The organism is Undibacterium sp. Ji42W (genome assembly GCF_049340405.1).
Classification (GTDB): Bacteria; Pseudomonadota; Gammaproteobacteria; order Burkholderiales; family Burkholderiaceae_D; genus Undibacterium.
In genome coordinates, this window is sequence record NZ_JBMPOV010000009.1 from 192,857 (window position 1) to 208,473 (window position 15,617).

15 protein-coding genes are annotated in these 15,617 nt (G+C 50.8%); 3 read left to right on the plus strand and 12 right to left on the minus strand.

Annotated elements, in window-relative coordinates; genetic code table 11:
- Positions 1 to 241 precede the first annotated feature (241 nt).
- The 4 genes from ACO0LG_RS20240 to ACO0LG_RS20255 form a co-directional block, all read right to left on the minus strand.
- Entirely contained in the window at positions 242 to 3,070 is a 2,829-nt protein-coding gene (locus tag ACO0LG_RS20240) for an ATP-binding protein (protein ID WP_423029361.1), read from the minus strand.
- Between the two features lie 5 nt (positions 3,071 to 3,075).
- Positions 3,076 to 3,864: a hypothetical protein gene (locus ACO0LG_RS20245; protein ID WP_423029362.1), complete on the minus strand. Its 789-nt coding sequence runs from the start codon at positions 3,862 to 3,864 to the stop codon at positions 3,076 to 3,078.
- Positions 3,861 to 5,255, minus strand: coding sequence for a hypothetical protein (locus ACO0LG_RS20250; protein WP_423029363.1), 1,395 nt, complete (start codon positions 5,253 to 5,255; stop codon positions 3,861 to 3,863). The genes ACO0LG_RS20245 and ACO0LG_RS20250 overlap by 4 nt, the downstream gene beginning before the upstream one ends.
- Before the next feature lie 183 nt (positions 5,256 to 5,438).
- On the minus strand, positions 5,439 to 5,771 hold the full coding sequence (locus tag ACO0LG_RS20255) for a hypothetical protein (protein WP_423029364.1): 333 nt from the start codon (positions 5,769 to 5,771) through the stop codon (positions 5,439 to 5,441).
- 458 nt (positions 5,772 to 6,229) lie between these two features.
- On the opposite strand from ACO0LG_RS20255, the gene msrA reads away from it, so the two are divergent.
- Complete coding sequence (gene msrA, locus ACO0LG_RS20260) at positions 6,230 to 6,769, plus strand: peptide-methionine (S)-S-oxide reductase MsrA (RefSeq protein WP_423029365.1); 540 nt, start codon at positions 6,230 to 6,232, stop codon at positions 6,767 to 6,769.
- Positions 6,770 to 6,873: 104 nt separating this feature from the next.
- On the opposite strand, the gene ACO0LG_RS20265 is transcribed toward msrA, so the two are convergent.
- The 8 genes from ACO0LG_RS20265 to ACO0LG_RS20300 form a co-directional block, all read right to left on the minus strand.
- Positions 6,874 to 7,476: an SRPBCC family protein gene (locus tag ACO0LG_RS20265; protein ID WP_423029366.1), complete on the minus strand. Its 603-nt coding sequence runs from the start codon at positions 7,474 to 7,476 to the stop codon at positions 6,874 to 6,876.
- Positions 7,473 to 8,078, minus strand: coding sequence for a dual specificity protein phosphatase family protein (locus tag ACO0LG_RS20270; protein ID WP_423029367.1), 606 nt, complete (start codon positions 8,076 to 8,078; stop codon positions 7,473 to 7,475). Before ACO0LG_RS20270 ends, ACO0LG_RS20265 begins: the two co-directional genes overlap by 4 nt.
- Positions 8,068 to 8,601, minus strand: coding sequence for a hypothetical protein (locus ACO0LG_RS20275; RefSeq protein ID WP_423029368.1), 534 nt, complete (start codon positions 8,599 to 8,601; stop codon positions 8,068 to 8,070). The genes ACO0LG_RS20270 and ACO0LG_RS20275 overlap by 11 nt, the downstream gene beginning before the upstream one ends.
- A 14-nt stretch (positions 8,602 to 8,615) precedes the next feature.
- On the minus strand, positions 8,616 to 9,746 hold the full coding sequence (locus tag ACO0LG_RS20280) for an MGDG synthase family glycosyltransferase (RefSeq protein ID WP_423029369.1): 1,131 nt from the start codon (positions 9,744 to 9,746) through the stop codon (positions 8,616 to 8,618).
- 81 nt (positions 9,747 to 9,827) lie between these two features.
- Positions 9,828 to 10,463, minus strand: a complete 636-nt coding sequence (gene pdxH, locus ACO0LG_RS20285) for a pyridoxamine 5'-phosphate oxidase (RefSeq protein WP_423029370.1) — start codon at positions 10,461 to 10,463, stop codon at positions 9,828 to 9,830.
- Positions 10,464 to 10,502: 39 nt separating this feature from the next.
- The gene (locus ACO0LG_RS20290; protein WP_423029371.1) at positions 10,503 to 11,045 is read right to left on the minus strand and encodes a hemerythrin domain-containing protein; all 543 of its coding nucleotides are present in this window, start codon (positions 11,043 to 11,045) and stop codon (positions 10,503 to 10,505) included.
- A gap of 110 nt (positions 11,046 to 11,155) precedes the next feature.
- Complete coding sequence (locus tag ACO0LG_RS20295; RefSeq protein ID WP_423029372.1) at positions 11,156 to 12,031, minus strand: class I SAM-dependent methyltransferase; 876 nt, start codon at positions 12,029 to 12,031, stop codon at positions 11,156 to 11,158.
- On the minus strand, positions 12,028 to 13,443 hold the full coding sequence (locus ACO0LG_RS20300) for an FAD-binding oxidoreductase (RefSeq protein ID WP_423029373.1): 1,416 nt from the start codon (positions 13,441 to 13,443) through the stop codon (positions 12,028 to 12,030). The genes ACO0LG_RS20295 and ACO0LG_RS20300 overlap by 4 nt, the downstream gene beginning before the upstream one ends.
- A gap of 293 nt (positions 13,444 to 13,736) precedes the next feature.
- On the opposite strand from ACO0LG_RS20300, the gene ACO0LG_RS20305 reads away from it, so the two are divergent.
- Positions 13,737 to 14,480 carry a helix-turn-helix domain-containing protein gene (locus ACO0LG_RS20305; RefSeq protein ID WP_423029374.1) on the plus strand — a complete coding sequence of 248 codons (744 nt, stop codon included), beginning with the start codon at positions 13,737 to 13,739 and terminating at the stop codon, positions 14,478 to 14,480.
- Between the two features lie 72 nt (positions 14,481 to 14,552).
- Positions 14,553 to 15,374 carry a tRNA cyclic N6-threonylcarbamoyladenosine(37) synthase TcdA gene (gene tcdA / locus ACO0LG_RS20310; protein ID WP_423029375.1) on the plus strand — a complete coding sequence of 274 codons (822 nt, stop codon included), beginning with the start codon at positions 14,553 to 14,555 and terminating at the stop codon, positions 15,372 to 15,374.
- Positions 15,375 to 15,617 lie beyond the last annotated feature (243 nt).

The following is a 15,617-nucleotide window of genomic DNA, read 5'->3' on the forward strand; positions in this document are numbered from 1 at the left end:
CTTTGAGGTCGTTTACTTGTATTAACACGGACTTGCGCAGGTTGTAGCCTCAAGGCAGTTTACATGGTTTTGCCCGCAGTCTATGGCTCATTTCGCTTGCGCAGGCGGAAACAACAACATTGCGGCCGTTAGCCTGATTGCGTCGCGAATGGCTTCGTGGAGTGTTAGCGGTGTGTATATAGAAAAGTGGCTACCAGAATGGGCTATCCCCTGATATCAAGCAATATCAGGGGATAGCCCATCATGCCTTGGCAAGCTTGTTTTTCTCAGTCTTTCTCTGCAAGACAAAAATAGGTTGTGCCCATTCGGTATCTTTTTTCTTCTTGCTGGTGATCAGCGTCAGTTCGGAAGGGTCATAGACATCGGTATTGTGCGTCAGCGGCGTCGTCATCAGGTACTGGGCATCCGTATTTTTCAGGAACTCACCAACCAGCTGGATATTGCGTATATCCAGATGGGCGAAGGGTTCATCGATGAATACAAAACCGCCGGAACCATCGTCAGATTTCAGCAAGCCTATCAGCAAGATCAGTGACTTCATGACTTGCTGGCCGCCAGATGCTTCACCGTCGTTCATGCCTATCGGGCCTTTGCCGTCAAACTTGAAGCGCACATGCAAGCCAGCCTGGGCCAGTTGTATATCGTCATTTTCCAGCTTGACCGGGTCGGTATGCACCTCTATACCTGCCAGCTCACCGAGTTGCTTGATGTTCTTGCTGTAAGACTTGATCGTGAAGCGCAGCCTGTCCATATAGGCAGCACGGGCATTCACCGTGGCTTCTATGGCACGGTTATTCTGGTAGCGACGTTCATCAGTCTCAGCCTGGCGGCCTTGCAGCAGTGCGTTCAGGCGCGTGTACTGATCGACCACGGTAGAATCGGTTTCCCAGTCATCACGCGCCAGGTTATTCGTCAGGCTGCGTATGCGCAATTCGATCTGATGGACGTTTTCATGTTCTGCTACCAATTCCTTGCGGTGCGACACGCGTTTCCAGTGATGCGGCAGGGTATGCCAGGTGTCGCGCATGGCGCGCAGGGTTTCGAATTGTTCCTTGCGTTCATCAGCATGGCGTTTTTCTGATGTGCGCAATTGGGCTTCGGCATCGGCAATGGCAGCCTTGGCCTGTTCCCATTTAAGATGGGCAACAGAGCGTTGTTCGGTAGCGGCTTTCAGCAAAGGTGCAATTTCACCTAAGCGACCGCCGACTTCCATGCGCTGTTGTTTCAGGGGCTGGGTATTGCGGCTGGCTTCTTCAAATTCTGCGTGGCGGGCACTGAGTTCTTTTGCCGCATCGACACCGGCCAGGCGTGCCTTGTAGGCACTGATTTCACCTGCCAGTTTGCTGATCTGCATCGTCAACACATCTTCTTGCGATTGCAGGCGTGGCAAAGACTTTAGCAGGGCTTCCAGACGTTGGGTACGGCCTGCATTACCAAAGCGATAGCGCGATACTTCGACAAACAGCGAACGGCCGCCACGACGCTCAAAATGATACGCGTCTGGCGTAATCCATTCCTGGTTCTTGGGCAGTTTCATGCCCAGTTCGATGGAACCTACTGTATCGATGCGCTGTAACTGCTCGATCAGCCAAGACGGCGCCTGGCCAGTGAAATTGACGACAGACAGCAGGCTCTGATCCTTGACCACGGGTGCACTGATACGGTCAGGCACGATGAAGTGGCTGTAACGCTGCTTTTCACCAATGCGGTAAGCGGCAGAGGCGTCAGTCGCCTTGTCCAGTAAAATCACTGAGGTATAGCCGCGCAATACGCCTTCTACTGCCGCCTGCCATTTTGGATCAGTGACTTCTACTATCTCTGGCAACATGCAATGCGGGATATTCGCATCCGTCAGCGCACGGCGCATCTGGCGCACGTTTTCCGGATCAGGAAGGGCAGACTTCCCTTGCAGGGCGGCGATGGTTTCCATTTCGCCAGCGATACGCTGGGTCAGGGCATCACGTTCCAGTTTCTGGCGTGATAGCTCGGCTTCTTTTTTCTCCAGATCATCTGCGATGTTGGCAACATCAGCATCTGCTTCGGCAGCCAGTTTTTGCAGACGGGCTTTTTGTTCCAGCAGGCTTTCTTGCGGCTTCAGTTTGCTGTTGATCTGTCCAAGTTTTTCACGCAGCGATGATTCTTCAGTTTCCAGTGCAGCTTCTGCTTGCTTGGCGTCGGACACTTGCTGCGCCTGTTGCGCCAGGTGTTGGCGACGGTCAGACAGGGCCAGGTCTTGCGTCTTTAAAAAGCGCTTGCTGGCACGCAGGGCCTGGCTGGTAGTGCCCGCTTTTTCCAATGCTTCATGATATTGCAGAGTAGGCAGTATCTCTTCCTGCAGGTCGCGCTTTTCCTTGCTCAGGCCTTCATACTGGTGGTAATTGGCAACCCGCAGGCGCAAGCCTTCCAGGTTGGTTTTTGCACCTTCAAGCTCGGTTTCAAAACGCTGTAATTCAGTTTCTGTATCACGCTGATGACGCTTGGCGTCATCATAGGCATCCAGCACTTCCTTGTCACCAAACACCTGAAACACAAGGTCTAACAACTGACGTGGCGCGTATTCACAGAGCTTGTCAGTCTCGCCCTGTTCCAGCGCCAGTACTTTGCCCATGGCATTTGACAGACCTGCGTGGGACAAACGTTTGCGATAGCTTTCTACACCCAGCCAGTCATTGGCTTCCTGTATTTCTTCTATCTCGGTCTTGCCACTGCGCATGAGGTACTGTCGCTTCCAGTCACCACCATTTTTTTCTATTTTGCAGAATAACGTGACTTCATCTTCATACAGGCCCGACATGCGGAAAGGGCGGTTGGAAATCTGCGGCCCTACTGCGCTGTTATCGACTACTGCACGTATCCATGCGGTTTGCTGGCCTGAGTGGCGGGCGTAATGTTTGTACGACCGCCCCATGGAACATTCCAGACCAAACAGGGTGCGCAAGGCATCCAGCAGCGTGGTTTTGCCCGAGCCATTTTGTCCTGCGATGGTAATGATCTTGGCATCCAGCGGGATGTTCTTGATGCGTTGCCAATAATCCCAATGGACAAGTTCCAGCGATTTGATATGAAACATGGTGATTATTCTTTTTCGGTATTCGTGTCGGGACTGGCTTCTATGTCAGTGCTGGTATTTGTACTGGCATCGGCAACGGGCGTTTCCGCGCTTGCTTCATTTGTTTCAGCAGAGATTTCGGCTTCAACTTCAGGCGCAACAACAGGTGCGATGATGGCTGGCGTACGTGGTACCGGGATCTGGAAAATATCCGACAGCGCACCGTTGATGATGCGGTCTTTCAGGGTATCGGTATCCATCAGCAAATCCAGCAGCGGGCCTTCCAGTATCAGATCGGCTTTGCGCTCAATAAAACCCACGCGCGCCAACTGACCCAGATTCATGTCCATGCGGGTTTTCTTGCCCAGTTTTTCACCAAAGTCTGCCAGCAGGGCGCGGTAAGAAATGCCTATTGAGGTATCTTCTGCGCGCGGCATGGGTTTATCTTTGCCGAACATATCATTCTGGTCTTCTTCTGCCAGTTGATGGGCTTCTTGCCGTTCACGCTTGGGCAAAATAATCAGCGACCACAAGACCACCAGCAAGGCTACGCCATCGCGAGCCAGGCCAAAATTATTATTCTGCCAGGTTTCTTTGGTGCCAAATACCTTGGATTCACTATCGCGTGTCAAAGCCAGGGTGACATAGTCGGCATACACGTTATCGACAAATTTCATGCCGCATGCTTTCAGGCGCGTGTCGATTTCGGTGCGGAACAATTCATCCGACAAGGCGCGTTTAACCAGCTTGTCTTCACGGCGCAGGGTCTGGTGCGCCAGCAAGCGGGCGATCAGGATTTGTGCATCTTCGGTCATGGTATTTCTCTTGTCTGTACAGGTGGTGCAGATGGTGCAGATTGTTCAGCGAGTGCAGTTGACTTCGCTTTGCGTGTTGTCTGCGCCGTAACCACAGCATCGGGAGCGTTCAGGCTGGCGATCGACATGGCTGCGACATGATCATCATGTACCTTGTGCATTTTGTCTTTGGAATTGAATACCAGTGGCAGGCGCGCCAGTATCCCGGTTGCACCCTGCAAAGCAGATTCGTTGGGGTCGCCTAGCAAAGGCAGCATGGAGGCGCGGTAAGACGCAATCGAAAAATTCGATGGCAATAAAATATCCTGCAGCGAGATAGGCTTTTCCGAGGCATCGGCGGCAGTCAGCAAGGCCAGCCAGTGATCAAGCTCATGCAGGGCGTCGCTATCATCATTGGCAATTGATGGCGCATTTTCACCGGCAGGTAAGGCACCGGCAAGGGCAGAGACGCGGTGGCTCAACAGTTCGCTCTCGGCCACGTCTATCATTTCTGAAGGGGTGATAAACATAGGCGTCACCGGTTTTGCCAGTGCATCGTCAGCCAGTGCTGCCAGATCATCCTTTTGCAGCAGCCAGGTTTTGATATCGGTAGTCGACAAACCGGATTGACCCAGATGCACACGCTGGCGCTCAATCTGGTTCAAAGCTCTTGAGAACATGCCCTGCATATTCAGCAAGGCACTCTGGGCTCGGCCTATGGCCTGCGCTGCCCTGTGGGTGGCGGCATCGGCCCGGCTGTCATTGGTGATGGCATGGATGATCTCTGAGCCTTTTTCTACCCAGTCACAGGCGGTATGCCATTTTTGCTGGGCTGTGCGTAACTGGAACTCGGAACCGGAGGCTATCGCATCCGAGAATTCCTCCGTCAGCTCTATCAGGCGGCCCAGCAAGTGATGCAATTGTTCTACCGAGACCCCGCCCACGGCCTGGGCACCTGCAACCTGGGTGAGCATATAGCTCATTTCAGCCTGGTCATTATTTTCTTCAACTTGCAGCAAGGACTCTATCGCCGCCAGTACATTACGTGCCGTCGGTGCAATGCGATAAACAGCCTGGCTGGCATCCCAGATCAGCAAGCCGGTAGAGCGCAAGCGTGACAATACCGTCTCCAAAGCATCTGCTTCAAGATAACCCAGTTTGGCATTGATGTCCGCCCTGCTTAGCGAAGGTGTTTCCACATCGGCTGTCAATTCCCGCAAAACCAGCAGGCGCAACAATACACCGTTGAAACCACCGTGGAACAAAGCCGTAAAAGCCTGCAATACAGGCTGGCCACGCTTCAGGGGGAATACAGCGGAAACGTCTTCGGGAGTAATACCAGGCTTGAAATAGGTCTGCAGAGCGAGATCGTCTTCGTTCTGAACCTCAGCGTCGTTACTTATATTTTGCATGCGGGCATTTTAACCGCTTGCAGCCTGCTTGAGTATTGTCAGGATTTTAATTTTTGACTGTGTGCATCAAGAAAATGGTGTTGAACACCTGGCTAAAAATCCCTTTTCTTAATGCTAGTGCAAGTTTTGTGTGACGAGTTTATAAAATATAGACAATTTGAACTTGTGTTGCTTTTAAGTTAATTAATGCAGACGCGATCTTTCGTAGCGATGTTCTATGATTTGCAGAAGCAGCACTTCGCGCTCTGTCTCATTCGCATGTAGCAAGCGAGTTACCGCCTTGCGCGGCACCTTGAAATAACGGCGGCGGTTTGAGCGCATGTCCAGCGTGCGCCAGCCTTTTTCAGTCAGCCATTCCCATTGTTCATAGTCGATAGGCACAATCAATTGCATCTTCAGGCGCTTATAGACGACAGTGCTGCCAAATGCCGGTTTGGGGCCAGCGGGCGGCAGTTCGCGGTCATGGCGCACTCTGAAGATAGTCCTGAAACCGTTTTTGATAACGTCAATTAACATGATGTACTTGTTGAAATAGCAAAGAGAAAATATGCGCCAGAGCTGGTCTGGCAATTAAATTCTGGTATCCGCCATCTCTACAGGGTGTCTGAGGATATGTAAACTGACTCGCCACTGTGTCTGAAAGTGCAAGCAGACAGTACCAAAATTGAGGAAATATTTTAGTCGTATATCAAGTATTTCCTTTCATATTCTCGTGTAAGTTTTTGTAATCTTTCAATGGCACCGTTACATTAATTCACATTTGGCCCGGTGTCGATTAATGCATTTTTGATCATCGACCTCATATTGTTCAAATGAAGTGCAGGTGGTATGCGTTCAGCCTGAGAAAGAAGCGGGATAAGCCGGGTATGCGTCAGGAAATAAGGCTTGGCCCGCAAATCGTGAGCAAATAGTTCATAAATGTAAGAAAATGGCCCAGATACAGACTAAGCTTGTATCTAAACAAGGAGAAAGACATGAGCACGACATCCACTGAATTTGCCACTTTAGGCGGCGGTTGCTTTTGGTGTACCGAGGCGGTATTCCAGCAAATTCGCGGGGTATTGAAAGTAGAGTCCGGCTATTCTGGCGGGGCAGTGCATCAGCCTACTTATGAACAAATCTGTACCGGAAAAACCGGACATGCTGAAGTAGTGCGCCTGAGCTTTGATCCGGCTGTCGTTAGTTACCGGGAATTGTTGGAAATTTTCTTTACTATCCATGACCCGACCACGCTGAACCGTCAGGGCAATGACACTGGCACTCAATACCGTTCCGTGATTTTTTTCCATGATGCGCAACAGCAGGCCACGTCTGAGCAAGTGGTCAAGGAAATGGCGATGGTCTGGGATGATGCCATCGTCACTGAAGTGAGCCAGGCACCGATGTTTTATATTGCGGAAGACTATCACCAGAATTATTTCCGCCAGCATCCGGAGCAAGGTTATTGCTCATTCGTGGTGGCACCCAAAGTAGCCAAAGCGAGGAAGATGTTTGCCAGCAAATTGATAGGCTAGCATGGGTTGAAATGGTGTTGATTCATCGAGTTCGCTGCATAGCAAAAAGGAGAGTCCCGACTCTCCTTTTTTATATAATCAATGCAGGCTGTCAATGATAATGATCAACGCAGCTTGGTTCTGAGTGCATCCATCATTTTCGGTATGCTGTCTTTGCTCATGCTATCGACTATCCAGCCCAGGCCCATGGGCACTGGCCCCGGATCAGTGAATACCTGATACTTGACGACAGTCTTGCCGGGGTTATCTGCCAAAGGAGTCAGTTCCCAATAGCCTGACGTGTCGGCGATGGTTTCTTCCTGCTTCAAGCCTTCCCATGGCTGCAATTTCCAGCTCAGGTTGCATGTGGCCGGACTGACTTTGGGTATCATCTTGAGGCGGTATTTTTTCACTTTCCCCATTGGCAGGTTCAGGGTGAAATCGACCAGGGCAGATTCATCTGGCTGGTGCGTGACTTTTGCTTTGGCGGTATTCGGCATGAAGCTCGGGTAATCTTCATACGCCTGTATGGTGGCGCAGACTTTGGCAACAGGGGCGTTCAGGATAGTACCTGCCGCAAAAGTTTTGCCATTGCTGTCTGGCTTGCTTTGATCAATTAACTGTACTTGTGTTTCAGTGAATCTGCTGGCATCCAGTTGTGCTGCCTGTGTGGTTGATAGTAATAGCAAACTGGCGGTAATGCCGGTTAAAACAGATGCATACTTCATGATTTGTTGACACCTTCGCGTATTTTTTCTATGTTCACCTTCTTCAGGTATTCAGGGATATTTTTCCACATACTGTGGTAGCCATAACCACCTTTCATCAATTCTTCCAGAGCCTTCGCTTTGCTCCAGGCTTGATACAAGATGCGGTACATGGCTGTCACCAGACCAGTGCGGTCGGCGCCATGCATGCAATGCAAAAGCACAGGGCCGTCCTTTTCTGCTGCCTTGATGGCACGCAAGGCAGAGATGACATTGGTATCATTGATACTCCAGGTATTGATACCTATGCGTTGCAACTTGATGTTGGAATCCTTGAATATGCTGGTATCAGAATGAAAGGAACGCAAGCTGACCACAGTCTTGATGCCGAGCGACTGCAATAACGCCACATCTTTGCTGCCGAGCTGGGCGCTGCGGTAAAAGTCCTGGTTCACACGATACAGATTTTGAGTCTCGGCAACCGGAGTGGCCCAGTCTTCAGGCCTTACAGTTTGTGCGCTAGCTATTGTGGACATCAATAGCATACCTGAACAGGATAGCGTTGCCAGCCTGGCCAATGAAGACCAGGTTTTCAGGTTGGCCCTGAGCCTTTTATTTCGCATCTTGTTTTGCATCTTGTTGAGCATGTTTTTTGTACGAATAAATATAAAGAAAAGTCGCACCGACGAATCCTACCCAATAGTCGGTAGGCACGCACAGCAGCCAGTGTATATGCCAGGGCACGTCATGAGGGTTAAACCGCGCAATGCCATATGCAGGATTGATGACAAACCATAAAAAATCCTCGAGTACCCAAAACGTCATGATGCTGGCTATGGCGCGGCATTCAAGCTTTGCCGACCATTGCTGCATCATGGCAAAGGGCAAATGAAAAAACAGGGTAATGAAGGGGAAAACCCAGGCATGGTAACCAGTCATCGCCCGCCCACCCCAGAAAATATCCAGCAACCAGTGTTTCTCTATGCGCCAGGTAGGCAGATTGGCAGCCCAGCCACCGCTGCCTTCGATCTGGATTTCAACTTGCGCAAAGAACAGCGCTAGCACACAGACAAAGGCAAAGCAGGTCAGGAAGGGCACGAATGTGCTTTTAGCTGAATTATTAGCTGAGTTGTTCGTCGATTTCATATTCAAGCCAAATCTCAAGCCGGTGTATCCAGGATGGTTTGCAAGACCTGTGTTGCTGCTTGTGGTCGCCCCAAAGCCTGCGCCTTGTCATGCATGTCGCGCAATTTATCCGGATGCTGCAAAAGATAATTCAGACGATACGCCAGGCTGACATCATCATAGGCTTTTAGCGCAACGCCTTGTTCCAGCAAGAAGTCGGCATTGCGTTCTTCTTGTCCTGGTATCGGTGAGTTGACGATCATGGGCAAGCCCATGGCCAGGCATTCAGACGTGGTCAGGCCGCCGGGCTTGGTAATCACCAGATCGGCGCAAGCCATCAGTCGTTCTACCTTGTCGGTAAAGCCTTGTGGAATCAGGCGGCCAGGGTGGAGCAAGGCCAGTTTTTGCAGGGCGTGCAGGGCTGGGGCATTTTTACCTGCCAGCACGATGAGCTGGAAGTTGCCAGGCAATGACAGCAGCCGTTCTGCAACTTCATCCAGCCCACCCAGGCCCGCACCACCGCCCATGAGCATAAAGGTTTGCCGTGCTGGATCAAGGCCAAATTCTGCAGCACAGTTTTTGCGGTCAAGGTGTTGCGTAAAAGCCGGCATGATAGGGATGCCCGTGACATGGATGCGCTCAGCTGGTATGCCATTGATGCGCATGCGGTCTGCCACCTCTTCGTTGGCGGCGAAATAGCCGGCCATGTGTTCATGCACCCACATCCTGTGCAAATCAAAGTCGGTGACTTGTACCCAGACCGGGCAATGCAGCCTTTCTTTGCGTAACAGACGTGACAGCATTTCTGCTGGCAAGAAATGCGTACAGACGATGACATCTGGCGCAAAATCAGCCATCGCTTGCAGCAAGGGTCGGGCATTCAGGCGCTCTATGCCGCGCCTGAGTTTTTCCATGGTGCTGTCAGATTGCGCTTCATTGCTGGCATGGTAGAGATAACCCCACAGCGTCGGCGCTTTATTGACCAGCTTGATGTAGAAATCAGTGTAAATCTTGCGAAACCCGGCGGTGACAAAGTCCATTACATCCAGATGCAAGACTTCAGTGTCGGCAGGATATGCTTGCGCGGTTGCCTGTATGGCCTGTGCCGCACGCTTGTGGCCAGCGCCAGCGGAAACGCTTAATAGCAAGATCTTTTTCTTAGGCATGAGCGTAGGTGTGGGTAAAAAAACACCGAGAATACCACGGTCTATCTGGCCTCATGCCAATTTGGGCTACTGACTACTTTCTCAAGGTTGCAGGCGGGAAATTTTCCAGCCACCATTTTCACCAAGTGTATAGATGATACGGTCATGCAGGCGCGAGCTGCGGCCTTGCCAGAACTCTACTCGCTCTGGCAGCAAGCGGTAACCACCCCAGTGGGCTGGACGTGGCGGTTGTTCACCAAATTCTGCCACTACTGCAGCCAGTTTTTGCTCCAGTGCTTCACGGTCAGCGATAGGCTGGCTTTGTTGCGAGGCCAGCGCACTCTGACGGCTGCCCAGCGGGCGGCTATTGAAGTAGGCATCATTTTCAGCATCGCTGAGTTTTTCTATACTGCCCTCTATGCGCACTTGCCGTTCCAGCGCCGTCCAGAAAAACAGCAGGGCTGCATGGGGATTATCTGCGAGGTCCCGACCTTTGGCGCTGTCGTAATTGGTGAACCAGGAAAAACCGCGTGCATCAAATTCTTTGATGAGAACAATGCGCGAGCTGGGTTTTCCCTCCGTATTCACGGTGGACAAGGTCATGGCATTTGGCTCTGCGACATCGGCTTTCAAGGCCTGATCAAACCAGTTGGCGAACTGGCTGTAAGGGTCGCCAGTGACATCAGATTCAGCCAGGCTGGCTTTTTTGTAGTCGGTGCGGATATCAGCTACGGACATGGTTTTCCTTTATCAGGTATTCAGAATTTTTGACAATGTTTATGCAGTTATGCCGCGCCTGGCTTGCATGGCTGCTCCCAAGGCTGCCATTTGTGCTTCAGAAAACAGGCGCTTCGCCATGGGGGCGATCTGGGTTTCTTCGGTTTGCATATGCTCGGAATATAAGTCATTGAAAACTTGCACAGACGCGGCCGACAGACTGGCAGGCGCGCCATTGTTTGCGCTGACGATTATGCTTAACTGCTTTTCCAGTTGTTGCCATTGCACCGCCATGTCCTCATGCTGACTAAGAATGGCTGGCAACAGGCTTGCCAGCAGGGCGGCATCCTCATCCCTGGCAGTTATTTGCAACTCGGGTAATAGGTTGATTTCTTCATCATCATGGTGCAAGGGCGCAGCCTTGGTAAAGTAATTCAGTACAGCCTGCGCTGCCTGACGAGCGTCATTGTCTGCGCCATGCGTAGGTAAATGCGCTAGCAGATTCGCCATTGTCGCCAACTGCTTGCGTATGCGGTCATGGCAATGCTTGAGCACGGCGAGCGGCTGGTCAAAGCCTGGAGCGGTTTCGAATAGTGTAGTCACGTTGTACTCTGGGTATGGGTTGATATGCCTAAGCTGGCTATTATGCAATAGACAGGCTGGCCATGCTTGCGTCATATCAAATTAAGGCGTGCTGACTAAAACTTACAAACTCAGATGCGCTGACACCCTGCTAAGCAAATATATTCCCCTGCAATAGGTCTCGGCTGATTGTCCTGCTGAATTGCTACTGAGCTTTCTTTCAAGTCTTTCAAATTAAAGCCATGTTGCTGTAAAAATATTCCAACCTGGTCTTGGGCCATGCCAGACAAAAAGGGCTCGTTTTTATTCTTGAGGAAAAAATCGATAATTTTACTGGCTGGGCGAAAGTTGGGTTGGCCATCTTCCTGGATTTCCATCCATGTAAAAATCAATGAGGCATCATGAGCAGCCATTTTCATTTGTTGTAATAGCCTGGCAATGTCACTGGTCGTCAAATACATGAGCATGCCTTCTGCAATGAAGAGGGTCTTCAGGTTTGTGTCAAAATTTTTGCAGTTGCTTAATACCTCCGCCAGGCTTTGTTTGCCCAGTTCAGCAGCGATGTAGTAAATGCGATTTTCTTGTGATGATCCTAAGGCAGCTCGTTTCACCGCCTGTGTTGCAGGATGATCGATTTCTAGCAATTTGAGTCCGGCTTGCTGCTCGGCCAATTCCATGCACAGGCTATCGTAGCCAGCACCTATCAAGACGATCTGCCCTGTGCCAGCAGCGATGGACTGCGCGACATAATCCCTGATGACCTTCTTGCGTAAGACATAGTGCTGCAAGATGCCAGGCAATGTGATCTTTTCTGCTGCGAATGCCAGCGTGCGAAACCACTGGTGCTTAATCAGGTTCAACAAGCGCGGATGACTGGTTCGCAATAGCTGTTGACCATGTGCAGCCATGCGGTCTGGCACCAGACCAGCATAGTCAGGATCGCATGCCAGCATCTGCACCCCGGCTGCAACGATTAAAGCGGTGTTGCTGGCCTGACCGGTCTTCATGCTGCCTGCCCCAGGTATGTTGCAAACATGGCCGCATGATGGCGTAACCAGGTACTCTGGAATAGCGACTCAGGATCAAGACGCAGTTTGTAAGCCAGAAAGTTTTCAAAGTTTGGATAGCAATGGCGCGTTTGCTCGATCGTGGCAAAGCGCCCATAGGTCAGGTAAAAACTGCCATCGCGTTTGATGGCGAGATCGATCAGCCGGCGGAAGGCCGCAGCGGTTGCGGCGATGCCGCTTTCTGTATGTTCAGTGTGCAGATTGAAAATTACGCAGGCATAGTCTTGTCTCGCCCATGGCAAAAAGCTTTCAGTGTCAGCTTCTATCAAGCGCACGGTGCCGTAAATGAGATCAACAGCATGCTGGCGAAAGTCCTGGGCGGCATCATGCATGAAGGCTGGCAGTGCAGCCCTGGGTACATATAATTCACCTATCATCTCCGAACCCTCGTGCCCTAGCATGTCGTCTATTTTTTTGTGATACCCATCAAGGTAGGTTGTTTGTTGCAGTCTGTCGCTCCAGTAAATCTGGCCTGAGCTGGCCATATAGTGCTGGGCGTAGGAATCAAAAGCGCGGCTCTTGTCCACATGCGCGAGCATCAGCAATTGCTGCCATTGCTCATCGCTGAGCGCATGTTCTTCACGGATGCTGCTGGCCTCGGATACCGGGCAATAACAGGAAAAGACACCGCGTTGCAAAAAGTCAGGGCTTGCTGGATCAATGGCAAACTGAAAGTCGCCATAGACATAGCCAGCATCCATGCGTTGCTGGAATGCAGGCATCAACTGATCGAGCGAGATGATGCTGACATCACGTCGCATTTTTTGTCTTTTGCTCAGACGCAGGCTGACTTTGGTGATCACACCGAACACACCGTAGCCACCGATTGCCAGTCTGAACAAATGGCTGTTTGTATCGCGGTTGCAGTGCTGTAATCTGCCCTGTGCGTCCAGCAGGCTGAAGCTCTCTACATCAGCGATGAAAGGGCGCATTTGTAAGCCCCGGCCATGCACATTCGCAGACAGGCAGCCGCCTATGCTCAGGTCATCAGCACCGGTCTGTTTTTGCCGTATGGCCCATGGCTGCGTACTGTCTTTCTGCGTAGCTTCCAGATAATCAATCAGGGCTGGCCATTGTATGCCAGCCTCTACCGTGATGATGCCTAGCGCGCGGTCAAAGCTGAGTACCTTGTCCATGCCACGCATATCCAGCAAGATGGCATCTTCAGCAAACTGTTGCCCACCCATGGCATGACGGGCGGCACTGATGGCAATTTTCTTGCCCTGGTTTTTGGTTTTCTCCAGCGTGGCGGCAAGCTGAGGGAGGTTGCTTATTTCTATGATCTCACTGACCCTGGTCAGGTTCATTGCGGAATGTATGTCATTAACCATGTTCGTGGTGTGCTCGTGCATGTTTTTTCTCCTTGATGGAAGATTGCATTTTGCAATTAAAGGTATTGATATACAATCTAATAAAAATTGGTATTGAATGCCAATACTCTTGGCGGTTTATGAAGCCACGTTCAGTTTTTACAGAAGACCTTTCAACACAGAGACACAGAGGGGGCACAGAGGGACGCTGAGAAAAGCAAAGTACAACTGAGGTGAGTGCTCATGTTTTTCTCAGAGTCTCTGTGTCTCTGTGGTGAGCCTTTTGGTCTTGCCTTAACGCATACAATTCTATTTATCGCAAAAATGGACGCACCATGAACCTGACTCAACAAATCACGATTGCCCTGAAAAAGCACCTCAAGCAAAAAGGCCTGACCTATGCGCAACTGGCGGCGCATCTGCAAATCAGTGAAGCCAGTGTGAAGCGCCTGTTTTCTGAATCGACATTTACCGTGCGCAGGCTGGAGGCGATATGCCAGTTACTGGAACTGGATTTCCTGGAGCTGGCCAGACTCGCACGCGGCCAGCAGGAACTGAAGGGGGAGTTGTCTGACTTGCAGGAGCAGACCCTTGCAGATCAGCCCAGGCTGCTAGGCGTGTTTTATCTCTTGCTGAACCAGTGGCAAGTCAGTGAAATTGCCAGGCAATTCGAGATTGTAGAAACTGAACTCTTGCAGTTATTGATGAAGCTTGAGCGACTTGGTTTGATCGAATTGCATCCTAATAACCGTATCAAATTATTGACCCACACCACCCTGCAATGGCGTGAGGATGGGCCTATACGCAGAAAATACCAGTCCAAGGTCATGGAAGAATTTTTGCAGAATGATTTTCATGATGAGCAGGCGACTTTGCGTTTTGAAACCCGCGAACTCAGTGCCGCTTCGATTGCTGTTTTGCAAAGGAAAATGGCACGTCTGTTGACTGAGTTTAACGAACTGGCTGATATTGATGCCAGCTTGTCATCGGAACAAAGGCAGGGTATGGCCTTGTTGATGGCGACCCGTCCATGGGTATTTTCCTTATTCTCTGATTTGAAGCGCAAAGCTGGCAGGTAAAGTCACGGCTGGAGCTGCATCAAGTAAAATAGCGCCTGCTTACAATGTCCAGCCTGCGGGCGCAATTTTCTTATGCAAGATGTAATAGATATTGATTTTGAACGCCGCTTTGGCGGTATCGCTCGCTTATACGGGGCTGCAGGTCTTGAGCGGTTCACGCAGGCACATGTCTGCGTCATTGGTGTCGGCGGTGTAGGTTCATGGGTGGTAGAGGCACTGGCCCGGAGTGCGATAGGCAGTATCACCATGATAGACCTCGATAACGTCGCTGAATCGAATATCAACCGCCAGATACAGGCTAATACCGATACGGTCGGCAAGGCAAAGGTCACCGCGCTGGCAGAGCGCATTGCCCTGATCAATCCCTATTGCAAGGTGAATGAAGTCGAAGACTTTGTTACACCAGACAATCTTGATGCCATGCTGGGCCAGCCCGGTTTTGATTATGTGATCGATGCGATCGACAATGTCAAAGCCAAGACGGCACTGATTGCCTATTGCCGCCAGCATGCAATACCGCTGATCACCATAGGCGCAGCAGGCGGGCAGACTGATCCTGGCAAGATAGAAATTCGTGATCTTTCACGCACCGAGCAAGAACCCTTGCTGGCACTGGTACGCAAGCGTCTGCGTCAAAACCATGGTTTTCCGCGCGGGGCGAAAAGCAAATTTGGCATCGATGCAGTGTTCTCGATGGAAGCGCTCAGTACACCAGAAACTGCTGAAGCTTGTGAGATTGATGCCAATGCCAACACCGGCACCAATAGCAGCGCAGGTGTCACTGGTTTGAATTGTGCGGGTTTTGGTTCCTCTATTGTCGTTACCGCCTCTTTCGGTCTGATGGCGGCCGCCCAAGTGTTGCGCAAACTGGCAGCCAGCGATATAGTCAATTAAGCAAAATAATTTTCAATTTTCCCGAATTTCATACCGTTATTTTCGCATGGAAACAATTCTTCATACTTTGTGGGAAAAATAGCGCAGCATTGTTGAATTACTTGTCATGTCTTGAGTTATTGCCTTTTAGCATTTAAAGTCAAATCACGCGTCAGGCCAGTCCTGATGCGCTCATCCCCGTTTCCCCTGCACTTTAAAAAAGTAAACAGCGCGCAGGCGATACGCTGACTTATGGTTGTTGAC

Bases quoted from the DNA above. Each gene is read 5' to 3' on its own strand.
- ACO0LG_RS20240 (WP_423029361.1), bottom strand. From the start codon at position 3,070: ATGTTTCATATCAAATCGCTGGAACTTGTCCATTGGGATTATTGGCAA.
- ACO0LG_RS20245 (WP_423029362.1), bottom strand. From the start codon at position 3,864: ATGACCGAAGATGCACAAATCCTGATCGCCCGCTTGCTGGCGCACCAG.
- ACO0LG_RS20250 (WP_423029363.1), bottom strand. From the start codon at position 5,255: ATGCAAAATATAAGTAACGACGCTGAGGTTCAGAACGAAGACGATCTC.
- ACO0LG_RS20255 (WP_423029364.1), bottom strand. From the start codon at position 5,771: ATGTTAATTGACGTTATCAAAAACGGTTTCAGGACTATCTTCAGAGTG.
- msrA (WP_423029365.1), top strand. From the start codon at position 6,230: ATGAGCACGACATCCACTGAATTTGCCACTTTAGGCGGCGGTTGCTTT.
- ACO0LG_RS20265 (WP_423029366.1), bottom strand. From the start codon at position 7,476: ATGAAGTATGCATCTGTTTTAACCGGCATTACCGCCAGTTTGCTATTA.
- ACO0LG_RS20270 (WP_423029367.1), bottom strand. From the start codon at position 8,078: ATGCGAAATAAAAGGCTCAGGGCCAACCTGAAAACCTGGTCTTCATTG.
- ACO0LG_RS20275 (WP_423029368.1), bottom strand. From the start codon at position 8,601: ATGAAATCGACGAACAACTCAGCTAATAATTCAGCTAAAAGCACATTC.
- ACO0LG_RS20280 (WP_423029369.1), bottom strand. From the start codon at position 9,746: ATGCCTAAGAAAAAGATCTTGCTATTAAGCGTTTCCGCTGGCGCTGGC.
- pdxH (WP_423029370.1), bottom strand. From the start codon at position 10,463: ATGTCCGTAGCTGATATCCGCACCGACTACAAAAAAGCCAGCCTGGCT.
- ACO0LG_RS20295 (WP_423029372.1), bottom strand. From the start codon at position 12,031: ATGAAGACCGGTCAGGCCAGCAACACCGCTTTAATCGTTGCAGCCGGG.
- ACO0LG_RS20300 (WP_423029373.1), bottom strand. From the start codon at position 13,443: ATGCACGAGCACACCACGAACATGGTTAATGACATACATTCCGCAATG.
- ACO0LG_RS20305 (WP_423029374.1), top strand. From the start codon at position 13,737: ATGAACCTGACTCAACAAATCACGATTGCCCTGAAAAAGCACCTCAAG.
- tcdA (WP_423029375.1), top strand. From the start codon at position 14,553: ATGCAAGATGTAATAGATATTGATTTTGAACGCCGCTTTGGCGGTATC.